Annotated in this window: 14 protein-coding genes and 2 tRNA genes; 11 read left to right on the top strand and 5 right to left on the bottom strand. The window is 47.3% G+C overall.

The features are described from left to right. The first annotated feature begins 188 nt into the window (after window positions 1-188). On the top strand, window positions 189-2,864 hold the full coding sequence (locus B5F35_RS10805) for a YfhO family protein (RefSeq protein WP_087240833.1): 2,676 nt from the start codon (window positions 189-191) through the stop codon (window positions 2,862-2,864). A 62-nt stretch (window positions 2,865-2,926) separates the two neighbouring features. Here B5F35_RS10805 and B5F35_RS10800 read toward each other — a convergent pair whose 3' ends face one another. After that, window positions 2,927-4,060, bottom strand: a complete 1,134-nt coding sequence (locus B5F35_RS10800) for a hypothetical protein (RefSeq protein ID WP_087240831.1) — start codon at window positions 4,058-4,060, stop codon at window positions 2,927-2,929. A 226-nt stretch (window positions 4,061-4,286) separates the two neighbouring features. On the opposite strand from B5F35_RS10800, the gene B5F35_RS10795 reads away from it, so the two are divergent. Both B5F35_RS10795 and B5F35_RS10790 read left to right on the top strand, forming a co-directional pair. Continuing rightward, on the top strand, window positions 4,287-4,706 hold the full coding sequence (locus B5F35_RS10795; RefSeq protein ID WP_087240829.1) for a Fur family transcriptional regulator: 420 nt from the start codon (window positions 4,287-4,289) through the stop codon (window positions 4,704-4,706). A 22-nt stretch (window positions 4,707-4,728) separates the two neighbouring features. Continuing rightward, window positions 4,729-5,292: a 6-pyruvoyl trahydropterin synthase family protein gene (locus B5F35_RS10790; protein ID WP_087240827.1), complete on the top strand. Its 564-nt coding sequence runs from the start codon at window positions 4,729-4,731 to the stop codon at window positions 5,290-5,292. Window positions 5,293-5,434: 142 nt separating this feature from the next. Here the strand turns inward: B5F35_RS10790 and B5F35_RS10785 are convergent, their stop codons facing one another. The 3 genes from B5F35_RS10785 to B5F35_RS10775 all read right to left on the bottom strand — a co-directional run bounded on the left by B5F35_RS10785 (window position 5,435) and on the right by B5F35_RS10775 (window position 6,398). Beyond that, window positions 5,435-6,064: a class I SAM-dependent methyltransferase gene (locus tag B5F35_RS10785; RefSeq protein WP_087240825.1), complete on the bottom strand. Its 630-nt coding sequence runs from the start codon at window positions 6,062-6,064 to the stop codon at window positions 5,435-5,437. Between the two features lie 78 nt (window positions 6,065-6,142). Further along, window positions 6,143-6,232, bottom strand: a tRNA-Ser gene (locus tag B5F35_RS10780). A 77-nt stretch (window positions 6,233-6,309) separates the two neighbouring features. Beyond that, window positions 6,310-6,398: transfer RNA gene (locus B5F35_RS10775), tRNA-Ser, on the bottom strand. 220 nt (window positions 6,399-6,618) lie between these two features. Between B5F35_RS10775 and B5F35_RS10770 the strand changes: the two genes are divergently transcribed. The 7 genes from B5F35_RS10770 to upp all read left to right on the top strand — a co-directional run bounded on the left by B5F35_RS10770 (window position 6,619) and on the right by upp (window position 13,706). Continuing rightward, window positions 6,619-7,317: a response regulator transcription factor gene (locus B5F35_RS10770; protein ID WP_087240823.1), complete on the top strand. Its 699-nt coding sequence runs from the start codon at window positions 6,619-6,621 to the stop codon at window positions 7,315-7,317. A 1,081-nt stretch (window positions 7,318-8,398) separates the two neighbouring features. After that, the gene (locus tag B5F35_RS18720; protein ID WP_162611403.1) at window positions 8,399-9,409 is read left to right on the top strand and encodes a sensor histidine kinase; all 1,011 of its coding nucleotides are present in this window, start codon (window positions 8,399-8,401) and stop codon (window positions 9,407-9,409) included. Window positions 9,410-9,705: 296 nt separating this feature from the next. After that, the gene (locus tag B5F35_RS10760; protein ID WP_087240819.1) at window positions 9,706-11,382 is read left to right on the top strand and encodes a formate--tetrahydrofolate ligase; all 1,677 of its coding nucleotides are present in this window, start codon (window positions 9,706-9,708) and stop codon (window positions 11,380-11,382) included. A gap of 8 nt (window positions 11,383-11,390) precedes the next feature. Further along, a complete protein-coding gene (gene tsaE / locus B5F35_RS10755) occupies window positions 11,391-11,813 on the top strand; it encodes a tRNA (adenosine(37)-N6)-threonylcarbamoyltransferase complex ATPase subunit type 1 TsaE (RefSeq protein ID WP_087240817.1) in 423 nt (140 codons plus the stop codon). 50 nt (window positions 11,814-11,863) lie between these two features. Further along, a complete protein-coding gene (gene tsaB / locus B5F35_RS10750) occupies window positions 11,864-12,604 on the top strand; it encodes a tRNA (adenosine(37)-N6)-threonylcarbamoyltransferase complex dimerization subunit type 1 TsaB (protein WP_087240815.1) in 741 nt (246 codons plus the stop codon). Next, window positions 12,601-13,044 carry a ribose 5-phosphate isomerase B gene (gene rpiB, locus B5F35_RS10745; protein ID WP_087240813.1) on the top strand — a complete coding sequence of 148 codons (444 nt, stop codon included), beginning with the start codon at window positions 12,601-12,603 and terminating at the stop codon, window positions 13,042-13,044. The genes tsaB and rpiB overlap by 4 nt, the downstream gene beginning before the upstream one ends. Window positions 13,045-13,073: 29 nt before the next feature. Beyond that, window positions 13,074-13,706, top strand: coding sequence for a uracil phosphoribosyltransferase (upp, locus tag B5F35_RS10740; RefSeq protein ID WP_087240811.1), 633 nt, complete (start codon window positions 13,074-13,076; stop codon window positions 13,704-13,706). Between the two features lie 77 nt (window positions 13,707-13,783). On the opposite strand, the gene B5F35_RS10735 is transcribed toward upp, so the two are convergent. Next, window positions 13,784-16,819, bottom strand: a complete 3,036-nt coding sequence (locus tag B5F35_RS10735) for a glycoside hydrolase family 2 TIM barrel-domain containing protein (RefSeq protein ID WP_087240809.1) — start codon at window positions 16,817-16,819, stop codon at window positions 13,784-13,786. 235 nt (window positions 16,820-17,054) lie between these two features. On the opposite strand from B5F35_RS10735, the gene glgB reads away from it, so the two are divergent. Further along, entirely contained in the window at window positions 17,055-18,929 is a 1,875-nt protein-coding gene (gene glgB, locus B5F35_RS10730) for a 1,4-alpha-glucan branching protein GlgB (RefSeq protein WP_087240807.1), read from the top strand. Window positions 18,930-18,939: the final 10 nt, after the last annotated feature.

Raw genomic sequence — 18,939 nt, 5'->3', positions numbered from 1 at the left:
TGCATTCTTTACCAGCATTTTTATCACCCCAAACTCATTATACCGCATTTTCTCCCTTTATACGAGAAAAAGGCCACCAATCGGTGACCTTTTTCGACAGGCTGAGCGGTTCTCTTAAAGATCAGAGAACCGCTGTTTCTCATGGGGAAAGGAAGGAGGCGAAGGCCCGTTTTGTAAAGCGGGCTGTGATGAAACAGACATTCCGACGATTTGTACCATATCTTCTGCCCCCTTTGGTGGTGCTGGGATTTCTTTCTGCCGTTTTTGCCTGTTATGGTCTGTTCCCGTTTGGAGGAAACACACTTTCCTGGTGCGATATGGACCAGCAGGTGCTGCCTTTGCTGATGGATTTTAAGGATATCCTTGAGGGAAAGAGCTCTTTGTTTTTAAATCTCCAAAATGCGGGTGGGATGAATTTCTGGGGTGTGTTCCTTTTCTTCCTTTCCAGTCCGTTTTCTTTTCTTGTGGTTTTTGTGCAGAAGAGTGATTTTTGGAGCTTTGCCAATTTGCTGGTTGCCATGAAAATGGCAGCCTGCTCTGTGACAGCAGCCGTTTTTTTCCGCAAAAGATTTCCAGCTTTGGATTGGCCTGCCGGGGTGATGTTAAGTGTTATGTACGCCTGTTCCGGCTATGCGCTTCTCTATTATCAAAATGTCGTATGGCTGGATGTGATGTATCTGTTTCCCTTATTCCTTCTGGCCTTGCTGCGCCTTGCGGAACAGGAGAAGCCGTTGGCTTATATTCTGGCATTGGCTGCCATGCTGACGGTTCACTTTTATTTAAGCTATATGCTGGTGATTTTCCTGATTCTTGCCAGCGGCCTCTGGCTTTTTACGCTTCCGAGAGAGCACAGGGGACGAGTGCTTGTTCTTTTGGGACTTGGTACAGTGACCGCCGCACTTGTTACAGGACCGGTTTGGCTTCCGTCTTTGCTGCAATATGCCGCTTCTGCCCGTACAGGAAACTTGATTGAAAATCTACAGATTGGAAGCTTTTTTACCCGACTGAATACCACGCTGCCTGTTGTGTTTAGCACAGCGGGTGTTGCCGCAGGTTTTCTTTTGACCCTGTTCTACTGGAAACAGGCGACGGCCAGAATTCGGGCTGTTCTGGTTCTGTTTTTTCTCCTGCTGCTTCCGGTCGTGATCGAACCCATCAACAAAATGTGGCATACGGGAAGCTATCAGGCGTTCCCTGTTCGTTATGGATATATGACAACGCTGATGGGTTTGGTTTTGCTTGCTTTTCTTCTGAACCAGGGAATTCCCAAGAAAGAACATCCGCTGCAAAGCTCACCGTTCCCGCTTTTTCTTGCGATGGTAGCTACCGCTTTGCCTTTTGTCGCGTCCTGTATCCTGCTTTACCTCAAATTTGATGAAATTACAGTCTATACGCGCACATTATGGGGTTCTGACGAGTCTCTGCGTCAGTTGGCTGGATTTTTTCTTACGTCAATTCTGGCCTGTGGTCTGTTGGTTCTGTTTCTGCGGGAACGTCTTTTGACCCGCCGTGTTTTTACTATCCTTTTTTGTCTTTTTCTCTGCGTGGAAACACCGTTTCAGCTCAGTGTTTATCTTGGTTCAGCAGCTTCGTCCGCTGACAGTCGGGCAGAGATTCTTGATTTGTCCGAACGTTTGCCTGAGGACAGTCTTTACCGGGTAAAAAACCAAAAGAAATATTTTGACGCTAATCTTCTCGGTGCGCTTGGTTATCCCACATTAAATCACTATACCTCCTTAACCTCAAAAAGCTACATGTTTGCCATGAAAAAGCTAGGGTATTCCTCCTACTGGATGGAGGTGAATTCCAACGGTGGTACGCTTCTTACGGATGCTATTCTGGGAAACCAATATAACGTGTACCGAAAAGACGATCTTCCCAACGAGAGCCGGATTGTCTATCAGAATGATACTTATGCCATCACAGAATCTCCCTTTCGTCTTCCATTTGGATTTGTTTTTTCACCTCAAGGCGATCTTGCAAAGCTTTCCGTTTTGTCGGAAGAGTTGTCCCGCATGGATTTGCAGCAGTGGCTTTCAGAGTCTCTGTTTGGTACGCAGGAGCGCTTGGTGACAGAATATCAGCCACAGGAGACAGTAAATGTCACTGTCGAACATGGAGAAAAATGGGAGCTGACGCCTCATCTGGAAAATGGGCGGGCCTATTTCTATTATGAAATTCCGGTAGAAGGAACGCAGACACTTTATTTTGATTGCTTTGATGAACTGCATAATTATTTGTACGAGGCAATCAACGATTCTTTCCATGTTTTTGTAGGACAGGAGCTTATCGATCAGGACTATCCCTCGCAAAGCAGCAATGGTCTGGTGGAGCTCGGCACCTTTACAGATGAAACGGTCATTGTGCAGGTGGAGTTGCTCCGTCCCTGTTCTGCCCGATCGTTTGGCGTTTATGGGATGGATCATGTTGTGCTGGAGTCGGCTTTTTCCACTGTTTCAGGAGACGGACTTTCGGAAACACAAGGAGAGCTTTTGGGAACCTTTTCCGCTGAAGAGGGAGACTATTTGTTTTTGCCGGTTCCCAGCGATGGGAATGTTTTGGTGACTGTAAATGGGGAAGAAGTGCAGACAGAAACTATTTGGGATTGTTTTCTTGCTGTTCCGCTCACAGAAGGAGAAAATGAAGTACGCGTTTCCGCGTTTCCATCCGGGATGAGAACTGGACTTTGGCTGGCTGTTTGTGGCTTGGCTGCACTCGTTTTGCTGATGCTCCTTTTGCGGAAAGGTTATCCGCCTGTCCTTCGTTTTGTGGAGCTTCCCGCAAAGGTAGTATTTTTCATACTTTGTGCGGGTGTTTTTCTCGCCGTCTATGTTGCCCCTGTGGTGATTTATTTACTGAGATAAAATCAGAGTTTTGAGCGAAAAATAAGCCGGAGAATGCGGTAACCCGCATTCTCCGGCTTATTTTATACAAAGAGATACACACCATCCTTCTGTACACTGTCAACAGACATTCCCATCAGTGCAGCAAAGTCATCCACACTGATCCAGTAATAGTAGGTTGCTCCTGTGCTTGTACCGGATAATTGACTGTAGCTTTTGATTTTCAGTTCCTGACTGTTTTTAAAGAATTTTAAGCCGTTTTTCTGTCGCGTTATCAGATAGTGATCGTCGCCAATCTGATAAGAAGATGTTTGATCCTTTGTAGAAATGGAGTAATCAGCATCCGGATAATAGGATTCGATGATTTCCCGTTGCAGATAGTCTTTTACTCCTCCGTTATATTCTATTTCAATTCCGAAACCGACAAGAGCATAATACCGCTCATCTTCGAGGTTATATAAAAATTCAATTTCATATGCTTCAGACTGATAGGGATTCCCATTGATATACAGAGCACGAATGTATTTTTGAGGGATGGAATCCAGCAACTCATTTGACAATTTTACATTGGAGACCAGCCCCATATCCACATCTGCTTTAAAATTCAGATATAAAAGATTTCGGGCATAGGAATAGTCCCAATCTCCCTGTTTTTCCACTGATATCAATTGTTTCTGATTGTTATCATAAAAAGTACGAAAATTTAACTGAAAGTCAAACCAGTCCAGTTTAACCTGAGGAAGATGATCCTGGAGGAGAAGATAGATTTCCTGAAAAGCTTGTGCTCCCGTATCGATCTGCTGCATATCAGTAATATGGTTCTCCATTTGGATTGAAGAGCCGATTTCTTCCACTTGTACCAAATACTTTTTTGTAATTTCTTCTATTTTTTCCGAAAAGAAATTGAGAAGCCGTTCGCTGTAATCGTTGGTGGAATCAGCAACCGTCCCACTGAAGAAAAAAGCATCCTTTTGATAATTCTTATAAGTAAAGACAACACCTTTGTTATCAATTGTAAATTCTTTGAATCGATATCCATTTTGATCTTTTCCACTTTTTGCTTGCAGAATAACAGCATCCGGAAAAGCCTTTTTTATTCCGGCTTCGACCTCACGGCTGTTTTGAAGTGTTCCGCATCCGGCTATACCGGAAAGGAGGAAAAGAAGCAGCAGGCCTGGTATCCAACTTTTCCATCCTCTTGTTTTGATTTTGTGCATGATAGCTTCCTCTCTTTGATAAGTTTCTGGAAACAAATGATACCATATCAGTTTGTTTTTTATTATATCGGAAAGAAGTCATCAATTCAACCAGGGTAAGAAATACATAGAAAGTTTAAAAAGTAAAAAATTGGACAAAAGAAAGAATAAATTAAAAAATATACTTGACATCGGAATCATTAAGTGATATATTAACGATACAAGATATCAATAAGGATTGAATATCATGAGTCAAAGAAATACACTTCAATGTCAAATTGTTTTGGAAACCGTCGGTCACCTTGGCTGCCATGCCACTGCCGATGAAGTGTACCAAGAAATTCATCAGCAGCATCCAACTATCAGCCGTGCCACTGTGTATCGCAATTTGAACCGACTGGCACAAATGGGAAAGATCCGTAAGCTGGAAATTCCCGGCGGTTGCGATCATTTTGATCATCGCTGCCATGACCATATTCATGTGAAATGTGAGAAATGTGGGCATGTTTTCGATGTAGACATGGACTTTGTTTCAGGTTTGGAAGAGCGGATTCGGGATTCTCATGGCTTTGATTTCAGTGGCTATGATATTATTTTTCGGGGAATCTGTCCTTCCTGCAAACAAAAGGAATCCCTTGCCGTGAATGCGGGTGAGACCCGTAAATAAATATTTAAAGGAGGAAATGAGTATGAGAAGTATCACAAAGCTGGATCTGCAGTATGCCCATCGTTTTTATGGTTTTAAGGGGGAGGCCCAGTATCTGCATGGTCACACCGGCGTGCTCACCATCGAGGTGGAAGATTCCGTGGAGCCAGGAGTGAACATGGTGTTCCCGTGCAACGAAATTCAAAAGACTGCGTGGGATGTTCTCAAGAATTTTGACCACGCTTTGGTGTTGCGCGAGGACGATCCTCTGCTGCCTGCGATTCTTGAAGTATATGAGAAGCAGGGGATCAAAGACGGCGCCCCCAACAATAAGATGAAGGGCGAAGCTTTTAAGACCGAGCTTGCCACCGCTTATCCTGATTGCCGTTTGGTTGTGACAAAGGAAACCATGACGGTAGAGGGAATGATTAAGATTGTTTATGATCTTCTCAAGGACAAGCTGAACATTGCTAAACTTACCTTCACCAGCGGTGTAAATGCTGCGACAGCCGAGTTTGAAACCAAGAATCAGATCGATCGCTGCCCGCTGTGCGGAATCGCACTGAAAAACGGTGTGTGCCCCAAATGTGGATACAAAAAGGGCTGAGCATATCCCCACAAGCATTAAACGATAAAATTTGTGCATAGCACAAATTTTTCAGTGCTGTACATATGAAAAGACCAGAATTGCTGAACTTTTAGGTCAGCAATTCTGGTCTTTTCTGTTGGTTGATGGCGTGTTCCAGTGTTTAGGCCCTGTTTTCCGGCTCTATGGAAATCATTCCCGCACAACAGGAGAAACGATAAAATTTCAGCTGTGGGAATTCACGTTTCATTTCATTGATGACAAAATAAATTTCCTCCTGATCCCAATCATCTCCAACAGTTTGGCGAAAATTCTCCAGTTCCTCCCTTGTTTCAAAAGCAATATCGCCAATGAGGATTTTTCCATCGTCGTTCAGGCGTTCCAAAAGCTGCCGCAGAAAGGTATATTTTTGCGGATCTGTTAAATGATGCAGCGCATAGGTGGAAACAATAAAATCATATCGTTTGTTTGCCAGCGGCTCCGCCAAACCTTTTACAAAATCCCCTTGATAAAGATGTGCTCCCGGCATTTTGGCGGAAGCCAAGGCCAACATTTGGGAGGAGAAGTCCTGGCCATATATTTCACAGCCCTTTTCATAAAGCTTTGCGGTCAGTGTACCGGTTCCAAATCCAATATCCAGCACAGTGAGGTGGGGTTTTGCCATAATGGTTTCAAAAATGCTGGCTAAAATTTTTTTGTATCCGGCAAAGGGATAACAGTTTTCCTCGTTTGATATTCCTACATCTTTATCATAATTATCAGCCCATAAATCGAAACCAGTATTGCTAAGCATAAAATTCCTCCTTGCGGTGCCTGTACACAAATTTAAATAAAAAACAAAGCAGTTACACTTCTGTGTAACTGCTTTGTCTGGCGGAGAAAGAGGGATTTGAACCCTCGCGCCGGTTACCCGACCTACTCCCTTAGCAGGGGAGCCCCTTCACCACTTGGGTATTTCTCCAAAGGTAAATTCATCTATCAACTATCAAGTTTTACAAACGGAATCATCAATTCAAAGCACAATGTGCTTTGAAAATGTGGCGGAGAGGAAGAGATTCGAACTCTTGGTCCCTTGCGAGATCACTGGTTTTCAAGACCAGCTCCATAAACCACTCGGACACCTCTCCACAACTTCCTCAGTGCAACGATAGTAATTATAGCGGATTCTGTTCTGATTGTCAACAGTTTTTTCCAAGCTTTTTTCAGAAAATATATCGCATTGAAAAAGCTGTCAATCTTAGGCGGTTTCCTGTATAATAAATGTCAGACTTCTGTAAGATTTTTATAAAGCGGTTTGTAAGATTTTTATTTTACGATATGTGCACAGGGAAAAGAGGGATTGAAAGAATGCGGGAATGTATTTTAGTGGCAGACGATGACAGGGAAATTGTGGCAGCGATCGCGATTCTTCTGGAAAAAGAAGGTTATGAGGTGTTGAAGGCTTATGATGGCCTGCAAGCACTTGAACTGGCAGTGGAACGTCGGGTTCAGTTGTTGATTGTGGATGTAATGATGCCGAAGCTTGATGGGCTTTCTGCTGTGATGAAGCTGAGAGAACGCCGAAATATTCCGATCATAGTCCTTTCGGCCAAAAGTGAGGATTCTGATAAGATTCTCGGACTTTCCATTGGAGCGGATGATTATGTGACGAAGCCTTTCCATCCACAGGAACTGGTTGCCCGCGTACGTTCTCAGCTGCGGCGATACAATAGTTTAGGTGATGCACGTTCTTCTGGAGAGAAAAGTCTGATTCGCAACGGAAGGCTTGCCTACAGCACGGAGGAACGATGCCTCTACGCCGATGGGGAACCGATTCGCCTTACAGCGACGGAAACAGGAATTGTTGATTTGCTGATGCGAAATCTTGGCCGAATTTTTCCCGCAGAGGAAATTTATCAGCGCGTGTGGGGAGGCGAAGCGTACGCGGCGGAAAATACTGTAATGGTGCATATCCGACGAATCCGTGAAAAAATAGAAATCAATCCCAAAGAACCCGAGTATTTAAAGGTGGTGTGGGGAATTGGATACAAAATCGAAAAAAAGTAGGCCTTTTTTCTCGTTTTTCTGCTTGTTTTTAGGACTACATTGTTTGATAGGGTGTGTGATTGCTGCTTTCTATGTGATTCCAATAGAAGGCGGATGGGAAGAATATTATGATTATGCAACAGCGGAAGATTATCAGGAAACTGCCCGCTTTCGCCAAACAATGTCCAGTAGCCTTTATACAGCAATTCAAACCGCTATTGAGTCACAGAATCAGAATACCGAACAAAATGAGGGACAAAATGGAACGGAATCTTCCAGCCTTCCAGACTCTCCCAATCTTCTTTATTATATTCGATATGAAAGCAAAGAGGTTGCAAGAAGTACGGCAGGTACGGTTTCTGTAACCGAAAAAATACCATCTTTTCCGGAAGAATATAATTTCATTTTGCATTTCAACGGAAAAACCGTAACTGCCATAAAGGATGGAGAACCAGTTGACCTTTATGGAAGCGGTTACTATACCATGGAAAGCGATTGGGAGCTTCCTGGATTCCAGGGAGGAGAGAGTACCATATTTTCCAGTTTTCCGAAGGATCAGCTGGTACGCTGCAATGTTTGGTTAGCCGCGCGCAAGGAGCTTCTCTCTGTATCGTCCTATGATGTTCTGGCAAGCATTCAATCGGAACAGGAAAGATTGTCATTTGCTTTTTTCCTCTGGTGCATGGTATTTTTTGCGGGAATTCTTTTATTGCTGGTGTATACGTTTATGAGAGCTTCCCGCAACGCGTTTTGGCAGGCAGCAGCCGGGGTAACAGCTCATATCTGGTTTGAATGGAAACTGATTATTGGTGCCGCGTTTCTCTTTGCTGTTCTTACAGGTCTTTCCATGGGCCCATTTGTATGGGGCGATTTGTCTCTCTGGTTCTTTTTCTTTTTTGTCAACGATTTACGATGGAATAAAGGCATCTGGAAACATAATGGCCCTATGGCGTTGTATTGCTTTCTGGAGCGCAGAAGAAAGCTGCTCCCCTTTCAAAAGCGCTTGATCTGGTATGGTCCCGCGGTGTGGATTGGAGTAGCCGTTTATCTTCTTTTGGCGCTGTTCTGTTTATTGGCATTCCATGGAGGTTTTTTCATTCCCATGATACCGTTGACTCTGTTGGCAGCTTATTTTTGGCACAGAAGCCGGAAAACCTTCTGTGTTGCGGTGGAGGAAACGGGACGTTTGCTGGATCGCATCAGTGCGGTAAGCAGAGGGGAGAGTCTGCCTCCGTTGACGCTCACGTTTGACTCTGATCTTGCCCAGGCGGCCAACGATCTGAACTCCATTGAATCGGGCATCCGGGAAGCGGTTGAACGGCAGATCAGCAGCGAACGGATGAAAATCGAACTGATTTCCAACGTATCCCATGATTTGAAAACACCGTTGACGTCCATTATCAGCTATGTTCAGCTTTTGCAGGAGGAAGAACTGCCGGATACCGCAAAAGGGTATGTTGAAATTCTCGCAAAGAAAGCGGAACGTTTGAAAACAATGGTTCAGGATGTGTTTGAGGTGAGCAAAGCCGCTACCGGAAATCTGACCATGCAGAATGAACCACTGGATCTGACAAAGCTGGTTCGCCAAACAATGGCGGATATGAACGAGCAAATTGAAAGCTCCACACTGTCTTTCCGGGTGTCTCTCAGTGAAGAAGCGGTTTTCGTGTATGCGGACGGACAAAAGCTGTACCGTGTGTTCCAGAATCTTCTGGAAAATATTTTGCGCTATTCTCTGGAAGGAACGCGCGTGTATCTTAGGCAGGAAACAGATTTTAACAACACAGAGATTACTTTAAGAAATGTTTCAAGAGAGGAGCTTTTGGATTCCGTTGATCTGACCGAACGCTTTGTGCGTGGAGATGACAGTCGGACAGATGGGGGAAGCGGTTTGGGACTTTCCATTGCGAAAAGCTTTACGGAGGCCTGCGGTGGGAGTTTCCGTGTGGAAACAGACGGTGATCTGTTTACGGCTATCGTTTCTTTTCCTGTTTTCCATGCACCGCAGGGTGAAAAACAGGAATCCGAAATCACGCCGGCAGATTCACCTGAAAAGATGGATTCGCAAGGGGGCCCCACGGAAGATCCGCAGGGGATTTCAATGGATAATTAAGGAGAACAGACGCCCGATAGCAACATGCGGCGGGCGTCTGTTTGCATTTTGTCGGAAACTGCAAGGATCCTCTTCTCTCATACTTTAATTTGTGATATAATGGATCCAAGTGAGATCACAACAGGATGAACCCCTTTATTAATCACAACTGGTTTTTGAAGCAGTCTCAGGTTCTGTGTTCGTGAGCGCCGAACGACAGCTGCTTTTTATGTTCAGCCGGATTTTTGTGGTTGCAAAGTGATCGGTAAAGCAAAAAGGGGCATCGGTGATCGAAAGAAACGGAGGAAAAGGGAAGCATGTTGACTGACATTGAAATTGCCCAGCAGGCAAAGCTCAAATCGATCCGGGAGATCGCGGAATCTCTCGGTGTCCGGGAGGAGGAGCTTGAGCCTTATGGCCGTTATAAGGCCAAGCTGAATGAGGCTTTGTTCCAGCGGGTAAAGGATGCTCCGGACGGGAAGTTGATTCTGGTCACCGCAATCAATCCTACGCCTGCGGGAGAGGGAAAAACCACCACCACTGCGGGATTGGGACAAGCTATGGCGAGAATCGGGAAAAAAGCCGTCATTGCACTGCGTGAGCCTTCTCTTGGACCTGTGTTCGGCATCAAAGGCGGAGCAGCAGGCGGAGGCTATGCGCAGGTGGTTCCGATGGAGGATATCAATCTGCACTTTACGGGAGATATGCACGCTATCACAGCGGCTAACAATCTTCTGTGTGCGATGCTGGACAATCATATGCAGCAGGGGAACGCCCTTCAAATTGATCAGCGGCGTGTTTTGATCAAACGCTGTCTGGATATGAATGACCGGGCGCTGCGCAATGTAGTGGTGGGTCTTGGCGGTAAAATCAATGGTGTTCCGCGCGAGGATGGATTCATCATCACTGTAGCCTCGGAGGTTATGGCAATTCTCTGCCTGGCAGAGAATCTGGAGGATTTGAAAAATCGTTTGGGAAATATCCTTGTAGCGTATACCTATGACGGCACACCGGTGTATGCCCGGGATTTGAAAGCGGAAGGCGCAATGGCGGCGCTGCTTAAGGAAGCGATTCAGCCGAACCTTGTGCAGACGCTGGAAAATACACCTGCCATCATGCATGGCGGTCCGTTTGCCAATATTGCACATGGATGCAATTCCGTGCGGGCAACGAAACTGGCACTGAAGCTGGCGGATTACTGTGTGACGGAAGCGGGCTTCGGCTCCGACTTGGGCGCTGAAAAATTTATGGACATCAAGTGCCGCCTGGCAGGGCTGTCTCCGGATTGTATTGTGGTGGTGGCCACTGTGCGCGCGCTGAAATATAATGGCGGTGTTCCCAAGGCGGAGTTGTCGCAGGAAAATGTTGCGGCTCTTCAAAAAGGAATTGTGAACCTGAAAGCCCATGTGGAAAATATGCGTAAGTTTGGTGTTCCTGTTGTGGTTGCGATCAACCGGTTCCATACGGATACAAAGGATGAACTTCAGGTGGTGGATGATTGCTGCAGAGAACTTGGAGTACCGTATGCCCTTTCCGAAGTGTTCGGTAAGGGGGGAGAAGGCGGAGAAGAGCTTGCCAGAACTGTTGTGAAACAAATAGAAAGTACGGAAGGGCATCGCCGCTTTGCTCCTCTTTATGCGGACGATCGAACGATTGAAGAAAAAATTGAGATTATTGCAAAAGAGATTTACGGTGCGGATGGCGTAACCTTTGGCCCTGCTGCCAAAAAGGCTTTGCCTGATATCCGTGCTTTAGGAGGCGATCGGCTTCCTGTCTGCATCGCCAAGACCCAGTATTCTCTGTCCGATAATGCCACACTGCTGGGCCGCCCATCCGGATTTACCGTTACAATCCGGGACCTGCGCCTTTCCAACGGAGCCGGTTTCGTTGTGGCTTACGCAGGCGATATCATGACGATGCCCGGTCTTCCCAAGGTGCCGGCGGCAGAGCGGATTGATGTAGACAGCAGCGGTGTTATCTCCGGGCTGTTTTGAGGAAGATTATGCGGATTGTAACAAATTCCTCAGCGGAAACGGAAGCGCTGGGGGAACGAATAGCTTCCCGCTTGACAGGCGGGGAGGTGTTGGCTTTATTCGGTCCTATGGGAATGGGAAAAACAGCTTTTACACGCGGTTTGGCTCACGGGCTGGGCGTCAAAGGAGAGGTTTCAAGTCCTACCTTTGCGTTGGTGCATGAGCATGCCGGAAAAATCCCTCTCTATCATTTCGACATGTATCGTGTTGCTTCATGGGATGATCTTTACTCCACCGGTTTTTTTGATTATCTGGAGTCGAATGGTGTCCTGGTGATCGAGTGGAGTGAAAATATAGAGGGGGCTTTGCCGGAAACCGCCGTGCGAATTGTTGTTTCACCGGGTGAAATGGAGGACCAACGTATTTTTGAAATAGAGGGCTTGGAGCTTTAAGGCGAAAGGCCGATAAAAATGTGCCGAAACAGGCGTGGGAAGGTTTGTCTATGAAAATATTGGCCCTGGAGTCGACCGCTGTGGCAGGCTCCGCCGCCCTGCTGGATGACGAAAAAGTGCTGGGCGAATTTTATTGCAACACCAGGCTTACACACAGTCAGACATTAATGCCGATGGTCGAACAGCTTTTGATCTGTACGCAATCTTCTCTGGAGGATGTGGACCTTTTTGCGGTGACAGCGGGCCCAGGTTCTTTTACAGGTGTTCGGATCGGTGTTGCCAGCGTTAAGGGAATGGCTATGGCGCTGGAAAAGCTATGTGTAGGAGTGTCAACACTGGAAGCCATGGCACAGAATCTTACCTTTCTTGACGGTGTGATCTGTGCTTTGATGGACGCACGCTGCGGACAGGTTTACCACGCATTATTTCGTGCGGAAAGAGGGCGTCTGACTCGTTTAACACCGGATCAGGCTGTTTCTGCTGCTCAAGCGGCTGATAATTGCAAAGCCTATCCAGGGCCTCTTTATCTTGTGGGGGATGGCGCAGGTCTCTGCTTTGGGAGAGAGGAATTTCGCAGCTTGAGTCCCATTTTGCTTCCGGAGCCACTGCGATTCCAGCGGGCTTGCGGTACAGCCAAAGCAGCGCTAGCTGCTTATCAGCGTGGGGAAGCTGTCACTGCGGATCAGCTTGCGCCTGTGTATCTTCGTCTGCCGCAGGCAGAACGTGAATTGAAAAAACGTTTGCAGAAGGAAGAATCCTCTGTAAATACAGAAAGGAAGGACATGCAATGATAGCGATAGGATGCGATCATGGAGGCTTTGCGCTGAAAAATGCGATCAAACACTATTTGGAGGAGCACAACATCCCATATCGGGATTTTGGCTGCATGACGGAGGAATCGGTCAACTATGGGCCTATTGCAGCTGCTGTTGCACACAGTATAGCAAACGGAGAGAGTGAACGAGGAATCCTGTGCTGCGGAACTGGGATCGGTATGAGCATCGCCGCAAACAAAGTAAAAGGAATTCGCGCTTCGGTTTGTACCAATGAGTTCTGCACAGAAATGACTCGCCGCCACAATGATTCCAATATTCTTTGCCTTGGTGGGCGAGTGATTGATGAAGAAATGGCGGTCAAACTGACGGATATTTATCTGAATACCCCGTTTGACGGAGGGCGCCATGCGGTTCGTGTTCAGCAGATTACGCAGATCGAAAACGGAGAGATGTGAAATCCCATAGCACAAGGGGGAATGCTACAATGGAAAACAAGGTTCATGTAATGGATCATCCGTTAATCCAGCATAAGTTGACTTATTTAAGAAAAAAGGAGACAGGTTCCAAGGAATTCCGGGAATTGGTGAGCGAGATAGCAATGCTGATGTGCTATGAAGCAACGAGGGATCTTCCTTTGGAAGAGGTGGAGATCGAAACTCCAATGGGGCCTGCGGTGACAAAGATCATTTCCGGACGCAAACTTGCGATCGTTCCGATTCTTCGTGCAGGCTTGGGAATGGTGGAAGGTGTACTGACGCTTGTTCCTGCTGCAAAGGTGGGACATATCGGCCTGTACCGGGATCATCAGACATTGCAGCCCGTGGAGTATTATCATAAACTTCCTCAGGATATCGAAAGCCGTGAAGTGATCGTGCTCGATCCCATGCTCGCAACCGGTGGTTCTGCGGTTGATGCGATTGATATTATCAAGCGGAGCCACCCGAAATCCATTAAATTTATGTGCATCATTGCGGCTCCGGAAGGAGTTGAAGCTTTGACAAAGGCACATCCTGATGTGCAGGTTTATTGTGCGGCGGTGGATGAGCGCTTGAATGAAATTGGATATATTGTTCCCGGCTTGGGAGATGCAGGAGATCGCATTTTTGGTACCCTGTAAAAAACAGAACAGATCATAAAGTGCCCCCGGATAGTTTCTATCAAAACTATCCGGGGGCACTGCTGTTGGAAAGTTATTTATTTGCTCAGACGCAGTTCGATTGTGAAATCAAATTCCTTTTCTTCCAAACGGTACTGCGGCAGGAGCTGCGGGCCACAGCTGTTGGAGCCGATGCCAGACAGCTTATAGTCCAGACAGAGCACGGTGGAACCGCAGGGTTTGAGTTCATAATTATGAGCCTTGCCAGCAAGCTCCTCCTGTGTATAGCAGGACGTATTGAAGGAGAAAGCCTCACCGACAGCTTCCAAACAACCGCCATCCAGATTTGCGACCGCCAGATGAGAACAACCAAAATGGCTACTGTTTTCCTGCGGGCGCAGATAATCCTCATGCTGTTCTGTAACGGTAGTTTCATACTTGCCAAGCAGGGAAGCCCGATGTTTATCGCTATAGCTTTCAAACGGACCATAGCCAAAATATTCTACCGATTCAAAAGCACGGGGCAGGAACATCCGCAGACCGAAACGCGGCAGGAAAGGGAATTCTTCTCCGCGCTCTCCGTGGATGTCCGCACGGATTCTTCCGTCCGGAAGAATAGTCCATACGGCATGGAGCGTGAGGCAGGGCTGGAGATAGATGGCGGCAAGGCAAAGATCGGCTGTGATCACCACACCGTTTTCCGTTTGCTCCGCTTTCGACTCATACACACGCGGAGAACTGCGATTGTATCCAGCTCTTTCCCACTCGCGGCGAATATTTCTGTCATTGTCCGTGGGCGCACGCCAGATATTCCATTCCATAGGCTTTTCCATAAAGGAAATCTGATCGCCGGTTAAAGACTCGAAGGTTCCGGTCAGGCGGTTCCACACATAGCGGAAAGAATCGCCCTCGATGATGTAACGGCGCTCTGTTTCCCGTACGCTCAAATTTTGAGCAGCACCTGCAGCAAATGCCGCCTTTTCCTCACGAAGGATGAACTGATCAAAACCAAGCAGATAACCTTCCTCCCGGAAATCATCCTCTTCTTTGAGACGGTAATACAGATTCAGGCAGCATACACCCGACTCAGGGATGGTATAGGGAACCCGAATTTCCGTTTCCGCATGAGGCGCCAAATCCGGTGTATCAATGGAACCGTTTGCCACAGGAATACCATTCTGTGTGACCTCATATTCGATCGTCATAGAATCCACCAGGTTGGTGAAGTCAAAATAGTTGTGCAGCGTAAGGACACCACTGGATGCATCCTTCAGGAAAGCACGAACGGGACGAGCTACATTTTTCCATTCCAGCAAGCCGGTATGGGGAGTGCGATCCGGGTAAACAAGGCCATCCATGCAGAAATTGCTGTCATGCGGGAATTCGCCGAAATCTCCTCCATAGCCATACTTTGCTTTCCCGTCCGGTGTGCGTCCCATCCAAACAGCATGGTCGCACCATTCCCATACAAAGCCTCCTGCAAATTTATCATAGCGGTAAAGACGCTCAAAATAGTCCTCGATATCTCCGGGGCCATTGCCCATGGCATGAATAAATTCACACTGAATAAAGGGCTTTTTCAGTGTGTCATCGGTGCAATAATGCTCTACATCCTCTACGGAAGCATACATGCGGCTGTACACATCGATGCAGCTCAGATCGTTCTGATAACCCTCGATCTGATAAATGCTGCCCTCATAGTGGACCAATCTCTCTGAATCCACAGTCTTGATCCAAGCCGCTGCCTTTTCCATGTTGGGACCATAGCCGGACTCATTGCCAAGGGACCACATCAGAACACTGGGGCAGTTCTTATCGCGCTCCACATTGCGCTGCACTCTGTCAAGCACAGCTGCTTCAAAGCGTGGATCGTGGCAAAGAGAGCCGTATACCCGATCGTTTACCAGATAATCCGCATAGCTGTAGCCATGCGGAGGGAACTTGGAATACACAGAAGTAGTACCGTGCATTTCTATGTCGGACTCATCGATCACATAGAAGCCGAAGCGATCGTACAGCTGTGTGGCCCAGGGGGCGTTGGGGTAATGGCTGGTACGAATGGCATTCATATTGTGCTGCTTCATCAGCACCAGATCCGTGATCATTTTTTCCTCGTCCACAGCATAACCGACAAAGGGATCGCTGTCGTGACGGTTGGTACCACGAAGTTTGATGGCAACACCGTTGAAATAAAGAACAGCATCCCGGATATCAATTCGGCGGATGCCAACGTTCTGGCAAATCACTTCCCCCGCGGCACGAATCACAACCTGATAGAGGTTTGGTGCTTCCGCGTTCCAGAGAATTGCGTCCGCTACAGAGAACGAAACACATCCGTTTTCAGGAGAAGCGTCCGCCAGCTTTTCACCGTCAGGGCTGTAAAGAGTGCAGACGGTCTTTTCTTCTGTCCCCTCCCACTGGAAGGTGAGATTGATTTTTGCGGTGCTGTAATCGTCCTCCACAGGGGTGCGCACAGTGAAATCACGGATGTGATTTTGCGGCCTTGTGAGAAGATAAACGTCACGGAAAATGCCGCTCATGCGCAGCTTGTCCTGATCCTCAAGATAACTTCCGTCACACCATTTCATCACCAGAACAGCAAGCTGATTGCGCCCCGCTTCAACATAGGAAGTGATTTCAAATTCGCTGGTGCTGTGGGAAACTTGGCTGTAGCCTGCAAACTGGCCGTTTACCCAAACATAAAAGCAGGAGTCTACACCCTCAAAGTGGAGATACGTACGCTCCTCACACTGTTCCTCACTGAGCAGAAAATCCGTGCGGTAAGCGCCGCAAGGGTTTTCCTCAGGAACATAAGGGGGATCATAGGGGAAGGGATAGTTTACATTGGTATACTGATTCCGATCATAACCAAGCATTTGCCAGCAGCTCGGCACAGGAATGGTATCAAAGGACGAATCATCAAAATCGGCATCCATAAAATGCTCGGGAACCTCAAAGCGGTTGGGATAGTAATGGAATCCCCATTCTCCGCTCAGCAGCGTCATTCGCTCCGAGAGCTGACGATCCCCCAGCCGGGCCAGACTCTCTTCCCGGAACGGGATAAAATAGGCGTGATTGGGCTCCGTTCCAACATGCAGAGTGGACGGATCCTCGTAGTAGCGCGGCAGTTTCATAAGGATAGAAACCTCCTGTTTCAATAGTTTTTCGTGAATCATGCGAAGAGAGTTCCTCTCTCCCCATGTGATTATGATATAATGAAGCGAGTCAGAAAGCAATGGTTTTTAGTGATTGTTTTGATAAATTGTGGGACTGCTTTTATGAGAACGGTTTACCCTTCTGTGCAAATGTGCTATACTGTGATCATCCAGGTGACTTTTATCCCGAACAAAGAAACGGAGGGGAGCTCCTATGGTATTGGATGAGTTTTATACAGGAATCAGCTTCGATGCACATGCCTTTTTCGGAGCACATGAAAAGGAGAAAGGTGGCTTTGTGTTTCGTGTATTTGCACCGGGAGCAGAGAGGGTAGAGCTGATCGGAGACTGGAATAGCTGGAACGGTGCGCCGATGGAACGTGATACCGGCGGAATCTGGAGTACAGAGGCCGCAGAAGCAAAAGCCGGACAATTATATAAATTTCGAATTTACCAAAAGGACGGACGTGTTCTTGACAAAGCGGATCCCTATGCCTTCGCTGCGGAACTGCGTCCCTTGACCGCTTCGCGCCTTGTGGGAAAAAGCAGCTTCCGTTTTTCAGATGAGGAATGGATGAGGAAGCGGGGACTGCGCTATGACCTTCCCATGAATATCTACGAAATGCATCTTGGTTCATGGCGCAGAAAGCCGGAGGGAGATTTTTTCAGCTACCGGGAGCTGGCCGAACTGCTTCCCGGATATTTAAAAGAAAATGGATTCACCCATGTGGAATTTCTTCCGGTTATGGAGCATCCGCTGGACGCTTCCTGGGGATATCAGCTCAGCGGGTATTTCAGTGCAACCTCACGTTATGGAGATCCGGATGATCTGAAATATCTTGTTAATGAGCTTCACAAGGAGGAGATCGGTGTAATTCTTGATTTTGTTCCAGCTCATTTTGTGGGGAATGATTATGCACTGGCACGCTTTGACGGAACCCGGCTGTATGAGTATCCCGAAAAGGATGTGGAATTCAGCGAATGGGGTTCCTGCAACTTTAATTTTTACCGTGGAGAGGTTCGCAGTTTTCTGCAATCTGCGGCTGCGTACTGGTTGGGAGTATTTCATGCAGATGGTCTTCGTGTGGATGCGGTTCCCAATATTCTGTATTGGCAGGGGCAGCAGGAGCGCGGCGTCAACATCGGAGCAGTGGATTTCCTGAAAAAGATGAACAGCGGGCTGAAAAGGCTGTTTGGCGAGGTTTTGCTGATTGCGGAAGATTCCAGCAATTTCCCGAAGGTGACAGCGCCGGTGGAATACGGCGGTCTAGGATTTGACTATAAGTGGGATATGGGCTGGATGCATGATACGCTTGATTTTCTCTCACAGCCCTTTGAAGCAAGAAAAGAGCAGTATCATAAAATTACTTTTTCCATGGATTATTTTTATCGGGAATTGTATGTACTGGCTTTATCCCACGATGAAACCGTACATGGGAAAAAGACGATTCTGGACAAGCTGTATGGAAGCTACGAGGAGAAGTTCGCACAGTGCCGAGCATTGTATACCTACATGTTCACCCATCCAGGCAAGAAATTAAATTTTATGGGGAATGAACTCGCACATTTCCGGGAGTGGGATGAAAACCGGGAATTGGACTGGGAGCTTTTGCGCTATCCCGCCCACGACTCCTTCCGCTGCTTCTTTCAGGAGCTGGGAAAGCTGTATCGGGAATCTCCTGCTCTGTATGAAAAGGAATATGACAGCGCTTGCTTCCGCTGGCTTCCCACAGGGCTGAGCGAGGCAGAGAACGCGGGAGTTTATGCGTACCGGCGCACAGCAGGAGGACAAACCCTGGCTGTGGTTTTGAACTTTACACCTGAAAACCTGGAAGGACTTCTTCTTGGATGTGATGATCATTCAATTTTCCGTGAGGTTCTGAACAGCGATGATTCCCGCTGGGGAGGAGGCGGAATTGTCAACTCTGTTCCTCTGGCAGCTTTCCCGATCCCGTGCTGCGGAAGCAGCGCCAGTATCCGGATCCAGCTTGCCGCGTTTTCCGCAGCGGTCTTTTTGGTAGAGCGTACACCAATTTCAGAGAAATGCAGGGCCTGGACCGTGTCCGAAAGAAAATATATGACGATATGAAGACCGTTCC

The sequence above is a fragment of the Anaeromassilibacillus sp. An200 genome (assembly GCF_002160025.1).
Taxonomy (GTDB): domain Bacteria; phylum Bacillota; class Clostridia; order Oscillospirales; family Acutalibacteraceae; genus Caccousia; species Caccousia stercoris.
This window is presented reverse-complemented; position numbering and strand designations above follow the sequence as displayed.